This window comes from Roseateles sp. (genome assembly GCF_019237615.1).
Taxonomy (GTDB): domain Bacteria; phylum Pseudomonadota; class Gammaproteobacteria; order Burkholderiales; family Burkholderiaceae_C; genus Pelomonas.
On sequence record NZ_JAFAGT010000065.1, the window covers coordinates 20,481 to 34,274 of the forward strand.

Sequence of the window (13,794 nt, forward strand, 5' to 3'; positions counted from 1 at the left end):
AAAGCATGGACAACGTCATCGAAATCGCCGGTATCGCCGGCATTGCCATGGTCGGGCTGCTGGCCATCGGCTTCGTCTTTGCGCGCCTGTACAAGCGCAGCACCAAGGAGCTGGCCTTCGTGCGCACCGGCCTGGGCGGGCAGAAGGTCATCATGGACGGCGGCGCCATCGTGCTGCCGGTGTTCCACGAGTGCGTGCTCGTCAACATGAACACGCTCAAGCTGGAAGTGCAGCGCCGCGAGCGTGAGAGCCTGATCACCAAGGACCGCATGCGCGTGGACGTGACGGCGGCCTTCTTCGTGCGCGTGAAGCAGACGGCGGAGGCCGTCAGCACCGCGGCGCAGACACTGGGCGCGCGCACGATGAGCCCCAACGAGCTGAAGGCGCTGGTGGAGGACAAGTTCGTCGACAGCCTGCGCGCGACTGCCGCGACCATGACCATCCAGGAGCTGCAGGACAAGCGCCGCGACTTCGTGCAGGCGGTGCAGAACGCCGTCGCCGAGGACCTGGAGAAGAATGGCCTGGAGCTGGAATCCGTGTCGCTGACCAGCCTGGACCAGACCGACAAGCAGTTCTTCAACCCCAACAACGCCTTCGATGCCGAGGGTCTGACGCGACTGACCGAGCAGACCGAGGCGCGGCGCAAGCAGCGCAACGACGTCGAGCAGGACACCGAGGTGCAGGTGCGAACCAAGAACCTGGAGGCCTCGCGGCAGAAGCTGACCATAGAGAAGGATCAGGAGTTCGCGTCGCTGTCGCAGAAGCGGGAGATCGAGACGGCGCGCGCCGAGCAGGCTGCGCAGATCGCCGCGCAGCAGGCCGAGCGCGGCCGTGAGGCCGAGACGGTGAAGATCGAGGCCGAGCGCCAGGTGGGCCAGCGCCGCATCGAGGCCGAGCGCGAGATCAAGGCGGCAGAGATCGAGAAGAACCTCGTCATCCAGACGCGCGAGATCGAGCAGGAGCGCCAGGCCGAGCTCAAGCGCGCCGAGCAGCGCAAGCAGGTCGAGATCGCGCGCCAGGACACGCAGATCGCCATCGCGACCAAGTCGCGTGAGCAGTCGGAGGCCGATGCGGCCGCCAACCTGGCCCGCGCCGAGGCCGTGAAGGCCGAGGAAACCGTCAACACGGCGCGCCAGGTGGCGGTGGCCGAGCGCGACAAGGCGATCCAGCTCATCGAGGCCAGCAAGGACGCGGAGCAGAATGCCATTGCGGTGAAGGTGTCGGCGTCCGCCGAGAAGGAGGCCGCCATCGATCGCGCCGAGGCGCTGACCATCGAGGCCAGGGCCAAGCAGGCCGCCGCGATCGCCGAGGCCGAGGGCCGCCGTGCAATCAACGAGGCGCTGAACATGCTGTCCGCCGCGCAGATCGACCTGCAGGTGCGCACGCAGCTGCTGCAGCAGTTGCCCACCATCCTGGCCGAGGCCGTGAAGCCGATGGAGAACATCGACTCCATCCGCATCGTGCAGGTGAACGGCATGCCGGGGCAGGGCGGTGGCGTCGAGGGCGGCGGTGCAGCCGCCGGCACCTTCCCTGAGCAGGTGATGAACTCGGCACTGCAGTACCAGATCGCCAAGCCCATCGTCGACGCCGTCATGCAGGACGCGGGCCTGTCCAACCATGGCATCACCGGCATGGCCCAGAACCTCGCGGCCATGCTCAAGCCAGCTGTGCCGGCGACGCCAGCGGCGTGAGGCTCAGGACGAGCGCGTCGGCGCGCTCGCGGCCGGCCAGGTGCTGCGGCGTGGGCCCTCGCCGTAGTCGGCCGGCGGCTTCATCAGCGCCGGGTCGGGCTCGCCGCGCCTGATCTTCTCCAGCCGGTAGTTCTGCTCGCCCTGGCGCGGGTCGGCATCACGGCTCATGACGGTCAGCATCAGCTCGGGGCTGCGCCAGACCTCGCGCGTGCTGACGATGGGTTTCTCGTTGCCGATCCTTCCGGCCTCGATGGTCCAGGTCGTGCGCTCGCCGTTGACCTTGAGGCCCTCGATCTCGCGCGGAGGCAGCTCCGTCGTCGTGCCGCCCTCACGCGGCGGCAGCGTCAGGCCCTGCAGCAGCGGCATGGGTGGCATGGGCGGCATGGGCGGTGCGGGTGTGGCCATTGGGGCCGGCGGCGCGGGCGGGGCCGGCAGTTCACTGGCGCGGATGACGCGCAGTTCGCGGCGGCGCTCCACGGCGCCGGAGGCCGGCGCCGTGGGCGCGGCCAGCTCGCGCTCGATGACGATGCCGGGCTCGCCCGCCTGCGCACGGGCGCGCACGCGCTCGGCGTCCGCGCTGCGCGCCTGCTCGGCCACCCGGGCTCCCCATTCCTTCCAGCGCGCGGCCTGCTCCTTCATGCGCTCGCCCCAGTCCTGCATGGAGGCCTGCCAGGCGGCGTGGGCAGCCGCGTCCGCATCGGGCGCCCAGCCCGCCGAGCCGCGCAGCTTCTGCGCGCGCTTCTCGTCCGGATAGATGACCCAGCTGGTCTTGGCCACCGGGTCGTTCAGGTAGACGACCCTTGGGCCGCCCTCGCGCTGGACCTCGCGGCGCGTGCGCCCCTCGCCGTCGCGGCAGAGCTGGCTTTGCTGCCTGCGAACGATGCGGTTGCCGTCGGCCAGCGACTGCACGTTCTCGTGCACGGCCGTCGCGCAGTAGGGTGCGCCGCGTACGACGCGCTCGCCCCCCAGCTCGCGGCCGGCAAAGGCCAGGGCCTGGTCGCCCAGCGCGATGCGCACGGGCAGGTCGGACAGGGCCAGCTGCACATGGCGCGTGAGGTCGCGTTCGGCGCCGCGCTCCGCCGGCCGGTCGGCCTCGGTGGCGGCCGATGCGGCAAGCGACGCGCCGAGAGCGCACAGCGCCAGGCCGGTCAGGGATGTCTTCATGTCGTTCTCCGTCGTCAACAGTTCAGTTCAGGATGCGCACGGCCAGCAACTGCCCGCCTGGGTCCAGCATCAGCTCGGCATGCACCGTCTCGTCGGCACGCGCGGCGTCGAAGGGCAGGCCCAGCAGGGCCAGGCGCTCGCGCGGCAGCTCGGTGGGCTGCAGCCAGACGGCGGCGCCGCGGCCGGCTGCCAGGGCCTGGCGGAGCTCGCCCTCCGGCACCAGGGGGATGAAGCCGCTGCCGGCCGGTGTGACCCGGGCCGCCTGGATGTCGGGCGGGTCCAGCAGCAGCATGGCGCTCAGCAGCACGGCGGCCGTGGCGCCGAGGGCGCCGCCGCCCCAGGCCAGGCGGCGCAACCAGCGCGGCTCATGGGCCTCGGCCGTCTTGACCATCTCGGCGCAGCGGCGGCGGTCCCGCAGCAGGCGTTGCTGGTCGGTCAGGCGGGCCAGCAGCGCGGCGTCCTGCCCGGCCTCGGGCCGCAGCCGGGCGAACTCCGCGCGCGCCGGCAGCAGCCAGGTGGGGGTGTTGTCGTCGATCTTGCTCATGATCCTTCTCTCACGGCCAGCAGGTCGGCCAGGCGCTGGCGGGCACGGTGCAGGCGGGTGCGGAGCACGTCCACGCTGATGCCGGCGATGGCGGCGGCGTCCTCGTAGCTGCGCTCCTGCAGATCCACCAGCACGATGGCCTCGCGCTGCGGCCAGCTGAGGCGCCGGATGGCGGCCCACAGGCCGTCCTGCTGCTGGGCCTGGTTCAACCGGGCGTCGCTGGCCGGCACGGCTTCGTCGGCGTCCAGCGCATCGTCCAGCGGCACATGGCGTCGCGCGTCGCGCCATTGGCTCAGCAGCTGATGCCGGGCCATGCCGGCAAGGTAGGCGCCCAGCGAGCCGCGGCCGGCCTGGTAGGTCTGCGGGCCGCGCAGCAACTGCGCGAAGGCCTCCTGCACGGCGTCCAGGGCTGCGGCCTCGTCGCCGGCCAGCGCGAGGGCGTAGCGATAGACCGAGCCGCTCTCGCGCCGGTAGAGCAGCGCCAGTGCGTCGGCATCGCCGTCGGCCAGGCGCGCCAGCAGCGCGGCCTCGTCGCCCAGTGCGCACGCGGCCGGGGTGACGAAGCCGAGGCGGGTCAGCCAGCTCATGACGGGGTACATGGTGTGAGGGCCTGCAGGGCTTGCATGCAGCTATTGAGCGCGAGCAGGCCGGGTCGTTACTCGGGATAAACCCGTTGTCACTTCCGGCATGGGGGTGACACGGCATCATGCTGCTGCCATCGCCCGAAACGCCCCGCATGCTGAACCTGCAAGGCATTGACCATCTCGTGCTGCGCGTCGTCGACCTCGACGCGATGCTGCGCTTCTATGTTGATACGTTGTGCTGCACGGTGGAGCGCCGCCTGGACGAGATCGGCCTGGTGCAGCTGCGCGCCGGCGGCTCGCTGATCGACCTCGTGTCGGTGGATGGCAAGCTCGGCCGCACGGGTGGCGCGGCGCCTGGCGCCGAGGGCCGTAACCTGGACCATTTCTGCCTGCGCGTCACCCCCTTCGACGAGACCGCCATCCGCGCCCGTCTGCAAGCGCACGGCATCGATGCCGGCAAGACGGAGAGCCGCTACGGCGCCGATGGCGAGGGGCCGTCCATCTACCTGGCCGACCCCGAAGGCAACGTTGTCGAGCTCAAGGGCCCGCCGGGGCCGCTGTCATGAAGCCGCTGACCCGCGCCATCCTCTGGGGTGGCCTCCTGGCCGGCACGGGCGACCTCGTCTTCGCGCTGAGCTACTACGGCATGGAGCTGCGCGTCTTCCAGGGTGTCGCCGCCGGTCTTATCGGCCGTGAGGCGGCCTTCGGCGGCGGAGAGGCCATGTTCGCGCTGGGCGTTGCGCTGCACTACGGCATCGCGCTGATCTGGGCAGCGCTGTTCTGCGTCGCCGCGCTGCGCCTGCGCGCGCTGCTGCGCCATGCTGCGGTGGCCGGCCTGGTCTATGGCTTGGTCGTCTACTTCGGAATGAACCAGGTCGTGCTGCCGCTGTCTGCGCTGCACACGCCGTTCTGGCCACCCAGGCTGGACGCCGCGGCCATTGCCGCGCATTGCCTCGTTTTCGGCTTTCCGATTGCGCTGGCGGCGCGGCGCTGCCTGCGGGGCGGGCCGCCGCACGGCTGACAGCGTCCTGCGGCGGGCAGGGCGCACCGGCCCTTGCAAAATGCGCTCACCATGCCCGCCCTGCCCAACAAGCTGCCCCACACGGGCACCACCATCTTCACCGTCATGTCGGCGCTGGCCGCCGAGCATGGCGCCGTCAACCTCGGCCAGGGCTTTCCGGATTTCGACGCCGACCCGGCGCTGCTGCAGGCCGTCGGCGACGCGATGGCAGCCGGCCACAACCAGTACCCGCCGATGACCGGCGTGCCGGCCCTGCGCCAGGCCGTCGCGGCCAAACTCAATGCGCTCTATGGCTCTGCCTACGAAGCCGACCGCGACATCACCATCACGGCCGGCGGCACTCAGGGGCTGATCACGGCGATCCACGCCTGCGTCGGCGCGGGCGACGAGGTTCTCATCATCGAGCCGGCCTACGACAGCTACGACCCCGCCATCCGCCTGGCCGGTGCGGTGCCGGTGGGAGTTCCGATGACGCCGGACTACCGCATCGACTGGGATGCGGTGCGCGCCGCCCTCACGCCGCGCACGCGGGCGCTGGTGCTGAACACGCCGCACAACCCCAGCGGCCGCGTCGCGACGTCGGAGGACGTGCGCGAGCTGGAGCGGCTGGCCGAGGCGCATGACCTGTTCGTCATCAGCGACGAGGTCTACGAGCACATGGTCTTCGACGGTGCTGCGCACGAGAGCGTGGCGCGCCACCCGGCGCTGCGCGAGCGCAGCTTCCTGGTCAGCAGCTTCGGCAAGACCTTCCATGTGACGGGCTGGAAGGTCGGCTTCGTCGCCGCGCCGCCGGCCCTGAGCGCAGCCTTCCGGCGCCTGCACCAGTACACCGTGTTCACGGTGCACACGCCCACGCAGCATGCGCTGGCGACCTATCTGGCCGACCCCACGCCCTGGCAATCCTTGAGCGGCTTCTACCAGGCCAAGCGCGACGCTTTCCGCGCCGCGCTGCTGGCCACGCCGCTGCGGCTGCTGCCCTGCGAGGGCACCTACTTCCAGACGGTGGACTACAGCGCCGTGTCCGACCTGCCGGAGCTGGACTTTGCGAAATGGCTGACCGCCGAGATCGGCGTGGCGGCCATCCCGCTGTCGGGCTTCTACCAGCAGCCACAGGAGCGCGGCCATGTGAGGTTCTGCTTCGCGAAGCGGGACGAGACGCTGGCGGAGGCGGCGAAGCGGCTGGCGAAGCTGCGCTGACGCTCAAGCGGCCGGCCGCAGCGGGCAGCTTGCGCCGGTCCCGGGTGTGTCGGCCAACCGGGTCGCCAACTGGGCGCGCAGGTCTTGCAGCGCCGCGATGCGCGCGTCGATGTCGGCCAGCTTGCGCGCAAGCGTCGCCCGCAGCGCCGGGCCGGCGTCCTCAACCTGGGCCGGCAACGGCAGGTCCGCCGCGATCTCGGCCAGCGTGAAACCCAGTTGCTGCGCCTTGCGGACGTAGCTCAGCCACTGCACGGCCTCCTCGGCGTAGTCGCGGTAGCCGTTGTCGCTGCGACGGGCCTGCAGCAGGCCGCGCTTCTCGTAGAAGCGAAGGCTGTCGCGGCTCAGGCCGGTCAGCGTGGAAAGGGTGCCGATGCGCATGGGACGTAGAAAAAGGGCTTGACCCTGGAGTGTGGTCCAGGGTCGAGCATGCCGGCACTTCAACCCCAGTTGCTTCGTGACCCCGCATGATTGCCTTCAGCACCCCTCGCTTCCTCCGCGTCGTCTGGTTCAGCGCGCTGTACGACCTTGTCCTCGCCGCGCCGTTCGCCACGCCCTGGACCTTCGAGCTCAACCGTGCGCAGCTCAGTGCGCTCAACCAGGCGCTGGGCGGTCCGGTGCTGCCGGCTTTCGGCGTGGTGCAGACGCTGTTCGTGCTCCTGATGGGCAGCATCGTGGGGGTGTGGTCCGTGTTGCGGCTGCGCGGGCCGACGGTGCTGTTCGGCCGCTATGACGGGGTCGGGCGACTGCTGTTCAGCCTGTGGATGGCCTGGGCGTGGAGCCAGGGAGGCCTGCCGGTGCTGCTGCTGTTCCTGCTGCCCGAGCTGGCCTGGGCGGTGGTGCAGCTGTGGCCGGTGAGGGCTCGCTGAGCATTCGGCATGGCGCAACCGAGCTTTCGGCGCGCCTGCGGGAACGCATACGCCAGCAGACGCCGGCCGCGCGCTGCCGGAAAATCGGCGCTTCCTGCTCCCGAACCGCACAGGCCGCTGCCATGCCCACCTACCGCTCCAAGACCTCCACCGCCGGCCGCAACATGGCCGGCGCCCGCTCGCTGTGGCGCGCCACCGGCATGAAGGACGAGGACTTCTCCAAGCCCATCATCGCCATCGCCAACTCCTTCACCCAGTTCGTGCCCGGCCACGTGCACCTGAAGGACCTGGGCCAGCTGGTGGCCCGCGAGATCGAGTCGGTCGGCGGCGTGGCCAAGGAGTTCAACACCATCGCCGTGGACGACGGCATTGCGATGGGCCACGACGGCATGCTGTATTCGCTGCCCAGCCGCGACATCATTGCCGACTCGGTCGAGTACATGGTCAACGCCCACTGCGCCGACGCGCTGGTGTGCATCTCCAACTGCGACAAGATCACCCCCGGCATGCTGATGGCCGCGATGCGGCTCAACATTCCCGTCGTGTTCGTCTCCGGCGGCCCGATGGAAGCCGGCAAGGTGCGCCTGGCCGTGCCCGGCACCAGCAAGATCGAGATCAAGAAGCTGGACCTGATCGACGCGATGGTCATGGCGGCCGACGCCAAGGTCAGCGATGCCGACCTCGCCGAAGTCGAGCGCTCGGCCTGCCCCACCTGTGGCAGTTGCTCGGGCATGTTCACGGCCAACTCGATGAACTGCCTGACCGAGGCGCTGGGCCTCTCGCTGCCGGGCAACGGCACGGTCGTCGCCACGCACGCCGACCGCGAGCAGCTGTTCAAGCAGGCCGGCCGGACCGTCGTCGAGCTGTGCCGCCGCTACTACGAGCAGGAGGACGCCAGCGTATTGCCGCGCGCCATCGGCAAGAAGGCCTTCGAGAACGCGATGACGCTGGACATCGCCATGGGCGGCTCCACCAACACCATCCTGCACATCCTGGCCGCGGCGCAGGAGGCGGGCATCGCTTTCGACATGACGGACATCGACCGCCTGTCGCGTGACGTGCCGCAGTTGTGCAAGGTGGCGCCCAACACCAACAAATACCACATCGAGGACGTGCACCGCGCGGGCGGCATCATGGCCATCCTGGGTGAGCTGGACCGCGCCGGCAAGCTGCACACCGACGCCCCCACCGTGCACGCCAGGACGATGAAGGACGCGCTGGACCAGTGGGACATCGCCCGCTCGCCCAGCGAGGCCGTCAAGACCTTCTACATGGCCGGTCCCGCCGGCATCCCCACGCAGGTGGCCTTCAGCCAGAACACGCGCTGGCCCAGCCTGGACACTGATCGCGCCGAGGGCTGCATTCGCTCCTTCGACCACGCCTTCAGCAAGGAAGGCGGTCTGGCCGTGCTGCGCGGCAACATCGCGCTGGACGGCTGCGTCGTGAAGACCGCCGGGGTGGACGACAGCCTGCTCGTCTTCGAAGGCCCGGCTCATGTGGTCGAGAGCCAGGACGAGGCGGTGGCCAACATCCTGGACGACAAGGTCAAGGCCGGCGATGTCGTGGTGGTGCGCTACGAAGGCCCCAAGGGCGGCCCCGGCATGCAGGAGATGCTCTACCCCACCAGCTACATCAAGTCCAAGGGCCTGGGCAAGGCCTGTGCGCTGCTGACCGACGGCCGCTTCTCCGGCGGCACGTCGGGCCTGTCCATCGGCCACTGCTCGCCAGAGGCGGCGGCGGGCGGCGCCATCGGCCTGGTGCGCAACGGCGACCGCATCCGCATCGACATCCCGAACCGGGCCATCGATGTGCTGGTCAGTGAGGAGGAACTGGCGAAGCGCCGCGCCGAGCAGGACGCCAAGGGCTGGAAGCCGGCCGAGGCGCGTCCGCGCAAGGTGTCGGCGGCGCTGAGGGCCTATGCGCTGCTGGCGACGTCGGCGGACAAGGGGGCGGTGCGCGACCTGGGTCAGCTGGGGGGCTGACGAGCGCGGCCTCTGAGGGGATGTCTCCCTTGGTCAGGCCTGTCCCATCGGCGCCGCCAGATCGGCCTTGGCGGCACGCCTGACCAAGGCCTTGCTGAACGTCACGAAACCCGTGCACTTGTTGCTGCGGGCGACGTGAAGGGCCTTGGTGAAGCCGGCTTGTGCGAATCGCAGGCGGTCAGTACAGCCGTTGCCTCATCCCGTGGCGCCAGGAGCATGTTCGACATGCCGGCGAGTACCGGCAGCAGCACGCTTCGGCTTGCTACCAAGGCAAAGTGGCTGCCTGCGTCAGCAGCCAGCCGCGCATTCAGCCCGCTCGCTCCAGCATCGCCTGCAACAACACATTGCACCCCGCCTCGATGTGCTCCGGCTTGGCGTCCTCGATCTCGTTGTGACTGATGCCGTCCTTGCAGGGGATGAAGATCATGCCGGCCGGCGCCAGTCGAGCCATGTAGACGGCGTCGTGGCCGGCGCCGGAGACAGTGGGCATGTTGCTGTAACCGAGCGCGTCGGCGGCCTTCTGCACGGCAGCGATGCAGTCGGCGTGGAAGGGCTGGGCCGGATAGGCGCTGACAGGCGTGATCTCGATGCTCAGACCAGACTCCGCAGCCAGCTTCGCGGCGACTGAGCGAATGTCCGCATCCATCGCGTCGCACAGCGCGTCGGTCGCGTTGCGCAGGTCGATGCTGAACTTCACGCGCCCGGGGATGACGTTGCGGCTGTTGGGGTGAACCTGCACCATGCCTACCGTGCCGCGGCCGTGCGGCGGGTGGCGGTGGGCGCAGGCGACGACCTCCTGCATCAGCTTGGTCGCGACCTGCAGCGCGTCCTTGCGCAGCGCCATCGGCGTGGGGCCGGCGTGAGCCTCCATGCCGGTGACGACGCAGTCGTACCAGCGGATGCCCAGCACGCCGGTGACGACGCCTATGGTCTTGTCGTGGTCTTCCAGCACCGGGCCCTGCTCGATATGGGTCTCGAAGTAGGCCCCGATGGGGTGGTCGCCGGGAACCTGGTCGCCGACGTAGCCGATGCGCTCCAGTTCGCCCTTCACCGTCTTGCCTTCGGTGTCAGTGGCGGCGTAGGCGTGCTCCAGCGTGAAGGCCTTGGCGAACACGCCTGAACCCATCATGACAGGCACGAAGCGCGAGCCTTCCTCGTTGGTCCAGAAGGCGACCTCGATGGGGGCCTCGGTCTCTATGCCGTGGTCGTTCAGCGTGCGCACCACCTCGATGCCGGCAAGCACGCCATAGTTGCCGTCGAACTTGCCTCCGGTGGGCTGGGTGTCGATGTGGCTGCCGGTCATGATGGGTGGCAGGCTGTCGTTGCGGCCGGCGCGGCGCATGAAGCCGTTGCCGATCTGGTCGATGGTGACCGTCATGCCGGCCTCGCGCGCCCAGCGCGTGACGAGGTCGCGGCCCTGCTTGTCGAGGTCGGTCAGCGTCAGGCGGCAGACCCCGCCCTTGTCGGTGGCGCCGATCTTCGCCAGCTCCATCAGCGAGTCCCACAGGCGCTGGCCGTTGACGCGCAGCGTCGTGATGTCGGTCTTGGTGGTGGGCATGTCCATGGTGATGTCCTCAGTCCGGCAGCTCGGTGCCGAAGCGCAGCTGGTTGTGGTCGGGGTCGACGAGCAGGAACTCGCGCACGCCCCAGGGCATGTCTTCTATGGGCTTGGCCGGCTGCACGCCCTTGGCCACGAAGGCGGCATAGGTCGCGTCGGCGTCCGGTACCCAGAAGTAGACGGCGCCGCCGGGTTGGCCATCGCCGGCATGGCCGCTCAGGAAAATCGTCTGTCCCTCGCGCGTGAGCTGCACGAAAAGCGGCAGCCCGGGTTCGAACTGGTGCTCCCAGTCGATCGTGAATCCGAGCTGGCCGACATAGAACGCCAGGCTGCGGTCGGCCTGGGTCATGCGCAGCTGCGGGACGACGGTCTGCATGCTCACCTTGCGACGGCGGTGGGGGCGAGGTCGGCGGCGCGCTTGGACGCCGCATCGAACTGCGGACCGAAGGCGGGCCGCTTCAGGTAGCGGCCCTTGCCTTGCTCGGCACGCAGGTCGCCGTTGGCGAACATGACGCGGCCCTGGCTGATGGTGTGGCTGGGGATGCCGCGCACGGTGCGGCCCTCGAAGATGTTGAAGTCGTTCCTCGAGAATTGCGTCCTGGCAGACAGCGTCTTGGTGCCGGCCGGGTCCCACAGCACGAGGTCGGCGTCGGCGCCTTCCTTGATGACGCCCTTGCGCGGGTACATGTTGAAGAGCTTGGCCGCGTTGGCGGATGTGATGGCGACGAACTCGCTGGGCGTGAGCCGCCCGGAGTTGACGCCGGCGTCCCACAGCACGGCCATGCGTTCCTCGACGCCGCCGCAGCCGTTGGGGATCTTGGCGAAGTTGTCCTTGCCGGCCGCCTTCTGGCTGGCGCAGAAGGTGCAATGGTCGGTGGCCGTCGTGTGCAGCTGGCCCGACTGCAGACCGCGCCACAGGAACTCCTGGTGGATCTTGGGACGGAACGGCGGGCTCATCACGTAGGCCGCGGCGGTCGCGAAGTCGGGGTCGCGGTAGACGCTGTCGTCGATGAGCAGATGGCCGGCCAGCACCTCGCCATAGACGCGTTGGCCGCGGGCGCGCGCCCGGGCGATGGCTTCGGCGCTCTCGATGCAGGACACATGCACGATGTAGATGGGCACGCCCAGCACGTCGGCAATGGCGATGGCGCGGTTGGCGGCCTCGCCCTCCACCATGGGCGGGCGGCTCAGCGGGTGGCCCTCGGGGCCGGTGATGCCCATCTTGGCGACCTCGGCCTGCAGCAGGTAGACCAGCTCGCCGTTCTCGGCGTGCACCGTCGGCATGGCGCCGAGTTCGAGCGCGCGCTTGAAGCTGTTCACCAGCGTCTCGTCGTCGCACATGATGGCGTTCTTGTAGGCCATGAAGTGCTTGAAGCTGTTGACGCCTTCCTCGCGAACGAGGGTGCCCATGTCGTCGCTGACGGTCTTGTCCCACCAGGTCACGGCGACGTGGAAGGCGTAGTCCGCCGCGCTCTTCTCGGCCCAGCCGCGCCAGGTGCGGTAGGCGTCCATCAGAGGCTGCTGCGGGTTGGGGATGACGAAGTCGATGATGGACGTGGTGCCACCGGCCAGCGCGGCCGCGGTGCCGGTGAAGAAGTCGTCCTGCGTGACCGTGCCCATGAAGGGCAGCTGCATGTGCGTATGCGGGTCGATGCCGCCGGGAATCAGGTATTGGCCGGTGCCGTCCAGCGTCTCGGTGCCGCCCGGGGCCTCCTTGGAAGCGCGATCGCCGAGGGCAGCGATGCGGCCGTCGACGCACAGCACGTCGGTGCGCGATTCGGCGTCGGCGTTGACGACCGTTGCACCGCGGATCAGCAGGGATGTCATGTCGCGCTCCTCGTGAGCGGTTGGGGTTGGGCCTTGCCGGCCATCAGCACGCCGTAGACGATGGCCGCGAGCGCGAGGCCGGCGAACCAGGCATAGGTGTAGACGGTCTTGAACGCCGCGCCGACCTCGGGGAAAGCGGCCGGGAACGCCGCATTCAGGAAGCCGGGGATGTTGGGCGCGACGCCGACGGCGAAGGCGATGACGGCGGCCGTGTTCCAGCCGCCGCGATAGCTGTAGCGGCCACCCTCGCGGTAGAGTTCGTCGACGACCAGTTCGGTCTTGCGCAGCAGGTAGTAGTCGACGATGAGGATGCCGGCCACCGGCCCCAGCAACGCGGAGTAGCCGATCAGCCAGGTGAAGATGTAGCCCTCGGTGGAGGCCAGGATCTTCCACGGCATCATCGCGATGGCGATGCCGCAGGTGATGATGCCGCCCAGCTTGTAGCTCACCTTGCCCGGCGCCAGCGCCGAGAAGTCGTAGGCCGGTCCGACGAGGTTGGCAGCCAGGTTGACGCTGACCGTGTCGATCAGCAGCACGATCAGCGCGATGAGCACCGCCGCGCCGGTCATGCGGGCGGCCAGGTCCACCGGGTCCCACAGCGCCTTGCCGTAGATGACCACGGTGGCCGACGTGACGAACACGGCCAGAGCGGCCAGCAGGCCCATGGGTGCGGGCAGGCCGATGGCCTGACCCACGAACTGGTCGCGCTGCGTCCTCGCGAAGCGCGTGAAGTCGGGGATGTTCAGCGCGAGGGTCGCCCAGAAGCCCACCATGGCGGTCAGCGACGGCCAGAACACGGCGGCGAACTGGCCCGCCTTCTTGCCGCCTTCGACGAAGGCCGAGGGCTGGTCCAGGATGGGGCCGAAACCGCCGGCCTTATCCCAGGCCCACCCCAGCAAGACAAAGCAGATGACGATCTTCAGCGGCGCCGTGTAGGTCTCCAGCTTGCGGATGGCGTCGATGCCGTGCACGACGAACCAGAACTGCAGCAGCCAGAACAGCAGGAAGCAGGCGAGCTGCGCCACGTTGATGCCCAGGCCGGGCAGCGGGTCGCCGCTCAATGGCCTGCCCATCAGCACGCCCACCAGCGTGTAGATCATCTGCCCGCCGAACCAGGTCTGGATGCCGTACCAGCCGCAGGCGACAATGGCGCGCAGCAGCGCCGGCAGCCGCCCCCCGCGCGTGCCGAAGGCGGCACGGGCGAAGACGGCGTAGGGAAGTCCGTATTTGGCGCCTACCTGCCCGATCAGCAGCATCGGCACCAGGATGATGAGATTGCCGAGAAACACCGTCCCGACCGCCTGGCGCCAGGACATTCCGGCATTGATCAGCCCCGCACCCAGCGTATAGGCGGGGATGC

General features: G+C 69.4%; 14 protein-coding genes. 6 read left to right on the plus strand and 8 right to left on the minus strand.

Annotated elements, in window-relative coordinates:
- The first annotated feature begins 5 nt into the window (after window positions 1-5).
- Window positions 6-1,691 carry a flotillin family protein gene (locus JOY88_RS13005; protein WP_293503050.1) on the plus strand — a complete coding sequence of 562 codons (1,686 nt, stop codon included), beginning with the start codon at window positions 6-8 and terminating at the stop codon, window positions 1,689-1,691.
- Window positions 1,692-1,694: 3 nt separating this feature from the next.
- Here JOY88_RS13005 and JOY88_RS13010 read toward each other — a convergent pair whose 3' ends face one another.
- From JOY88_RS13010 to JOY88_RS13020, 3 genes are read right to left on the minus strand one after another with little or no spacing between them, the layout of a single operon-like run.
- Entirely contained in the window at window positions 1,695-2,855 is a 1,161-nt protein-coding gene (locus JOY88_RS13010; protein ID WP_293503051.1) for a hypothetical protein, read from the minus strand.
- 22 nt (window positions 2,856-2,877) lie between these two features.
- Window positions 2,878-3,399, minus strand: coding sequence for a hypothetical protein (locus JOY88_RS13015; protein ID WP_293503052.1), 522 nt, complete (start codon window positions 3,397-3,399; stop codon window positions 2,878-2,880).
- Window positions 3,396-3,986 carry an RNA polymerase sigma factor gene (locus JOY88_RS13020; RefSeq protein ID WP_293503053.1) on the minus strand — a complete coding sequence of 197 codons (591 nt, stop codon included), beginning with the start codon at window positions 3,984-3,986 and terminating at the stop codon, window positions 3,396-3,398. The genes JOY88_RS13015 and JOY88_RS13020 overlap by 4 nt, the downstream gene beginning before the upstream one ends.
- Before the next feature lie 149 nt (window positions 3,987-4,135).
- Here JOY88_RS13020 and JOY88_RS13025 point away from each other — a divergent pair, with 149 nt between their 5' ends.
- Genes JOY88_RS13025 through JOY88_RS13035 form a run of 3 tightly spaced genes read left to right on the plus strand, consistent with a single transcriptional unit; the run spans window position 4,136 to window position 6,201 of the window.
- Complete coding sequence (locus JOY88_RS13025) at window positions 4,136-4,549, plus strand: VOC family protein (protein ID WP_293503054.1); 414 nt, start codon at window positions 4,136-4,138, stop codon at window positions 4,547-4,549.
- Window positions 4,546-5,004 carry a hypothetical protein gene (locus JOY88_RS13030; protein WP_293503055.1) on the plus strand — a complete coding sequence of 153 codons (459 nt, stop codon included), beginning with the start codon at window positions 4,546-4,548 and terminating at the stop codon, window positions 5,002-5,004. Before JOY88_RS13025 ends, JOY88_RS13030 begins: the two co-directional genes overlap by 4 nt.
- A 51-nt stretch (window positions 5,005-5,055) precedes the next feature.
- Window positions 5,056-6,201 (plus strand): methionine aminotransferase, encoded by a 1,146-nt coding sequence (locus JOY88_RS13035; RefSeq protein WP_293503056.1) that lies wholly within the window; start codon window positions 5,056-5,058, stop codon window positions 6,199-6,201.
- A gap of 3 nt (window positions 6,202-6,204) precedes the next feature.
- Here JOY88_RS13035 and JOY88_RS13040 read toward each other — a convergent pair whose 3' ends face one another.
- A complete protein-coding gene (locus tag JOY88_RS13040; protein WP_293503057.1) occupies window positions 6,205-6,579 on the minus strand; it encodes a MerR family transcriptional regulator in 375 nt (124 codons plus the stop codon).
- A gap of 86 nt (window positions 6,580-6,665) precedes the next feature.
- Here JOY88_RS13040 and JOY88_RS13045 point away from each other — a divergent pair, with 86 nt between their 5' ends.
- Both JOY88_RS13045 and ilvD read left to right on the plus strand, forming a co-directional pair.
- On the plus strand, window positions 6,666-7,067 hold the full coding sequence (locus JOY88_RS13045) for a hypothetical protein (RefSeq protein WP_293503058.1): 402 nt from the start codon (window positions 6,666-6,668) through the stop codon (window positions 7,065-7,067).
- Window positions 7,068-7,189: 122 nt separating this feature from the next.
- Window positions 7,190-9,049, plus strand: a complete 1,860-nt coding sequence (gene ilvD / locus JOY88_RS13050; RefSeq protein WP_293503059.1) for a dihydroxy-acid dehydratase — start codon at window positions 7,190-7,192, stop codon at window positions 9,047-9,049.
- 307 nt (window positions 9,050-9,356) lie between these two features.
- Here ilvD and JOY88_RS13055 read toward each other — a convergent pair whose 3' ends face one another.
- The 4 genes from JOY88_RS13055 to JOY88_RS13070 form a co-directional block, all read right to left on the minus strand.
- Complete coding sequence (locus JOY88_RS13055; protein ID WP_293503060.1) at window positions 9,357-10,613, minus strand: Zn-dependent hydrolase; 1,257 nt, start codon at window positions 10,611-10,613, stop codon at window positions 9,357-9,359.
- 10 nt (window positions 10,614-10,623) lie between these two features.
- Window positions 10,624-10,983, minus strand: coding sequence for a bleomycin resistance protein (locus tag JOY88_RS13060; protein ID WP_293503061.1), 360 nt, complete (start codon window positions 10,981-10,983; stop codon window positions 10,624-10,626).
- Window positions 10,984-10,985: 2 nt separating this feature from the next.
- Window positions 10,986-12,434 (minus strand): dihydropyrimidinase, encoded by a 1,449-nt coding sequence (gene hydA / locus JOY88_RS13065; RefSeq protein WP_293503062.1) that lies wholly within the window; start codon window positions 12,432-12,434, stop codon window positions 10,986-10,988.
- The coding region (locus JOY88_RS13070; RefSeq protein ID WP_293503063.1) for an NCS1 family nucleobase:cation symporter-1 at window positions 12,431-13,794 on the minus strand (1,364 nt) is incomplete at its 5' end. The genes JOY88_RS13070 and hydA, both read right to left, overlap by 4 nt.

What these genes read in the sequence shown, in the direction of transcription:
- JOY88_RS13005 (WP_293503050.1), top strand. Translation starts at nt 6, where the DNA reads ATGGACAACGTCATCGAAATCGCCGGTATCGCCGGCATTGCCATGGTC.
- ilvD (WP_293503059.1), top strand. Translation starts at nt 7,190, where the DNA reads ATGCCCACCTACCGCTCCAAGACCTCCACCGCCGGCCGCAACATGGCC.
- JOY88_RS13060 (WP_293503061.1), bottom strand. Translation starts at nt 10,983, where the DNA reads ATGCAGACCGTCGTCCCGCAGCTGCGCATGACCCAGGCCGACCGCAGC.
- JOY88_RS13055 (WP_293503060.1), bottom strand. Translation starts at nt 10,613, where the DNA reads ATGGACATGCCCACCACCAAGACCGACATCACGACGCTGCGCGTCAAC.
- hydA (WP_293503062.1), bottom strand. Translation starts at nt 12,434, where the DNA reads ATGACATCCCTGCTGATCCGCGGTGCAACGGTCGTCAACGCCGACGCC.
- JOY88_RS13015 (WP_293503052.1), bottom strand. Translation starts at nt 3,399, where the DNA reads ATGAGCAAGATCGACGACAACACCCCCACCTGGCTGCTGCCGGCGCGC.
- JOY88_RS13020 (WP_293503053.1), bottom strand. Translation starts at nt 3,986, where the DNA reads ATGAGCTGGCTGACCCGCCTCGGCTTCGTCACCCCGGCCGCGTGCGCA.
- JOY88_RS13030 (WP_293503055.1), top strand. Translation starts at nt 4,546, where the DNA reads ATGAAGCCGCTGACCCGCGCCATCCTCTGGGGTGGCCTCCTGGCCGGC.
- JOY88_RS13025 (WP_293503054.1), top strand. Translation starts at nt 4,136, where the DNA reads ATGCTGAACCTGCAAGGCATTGACCATCTCGTGCTGCGCGTCGTCGAC.
- JOY88_RS13045 (WP_293503058.1), top strand. Translation starts at nt 6,666, where the DNA reads ATGATTGCCTTCAGCACCCCTCGCTTCCTCCGCGTCGTCTGGTTCAGC.
- JOY88_RS13035 (WP_293503056.1), top strand. Translation starts at nt 5,056, where the DNA reads ATGCCCGCCCTGCCCAACAAGCTGCCCCACACGGGCACCACCATCTTC.
- JOY88_RS13040 (WP_293503057.1), bottom strand. Translation starts at nt 6,579, where the DNA reads ATGCGCATCGGCACCCTTTCCACGCTGACCGGCCTGAGCCGCGACAGC.
- JOY88_RS13010 (WP_293503051.1), bottom strand. Translation starts at nt 2,855, where the DNA reads ATGAAGACATCCCTGACCGGCCTGGCGCTGTGCGCTCTCGGCGCGTCG.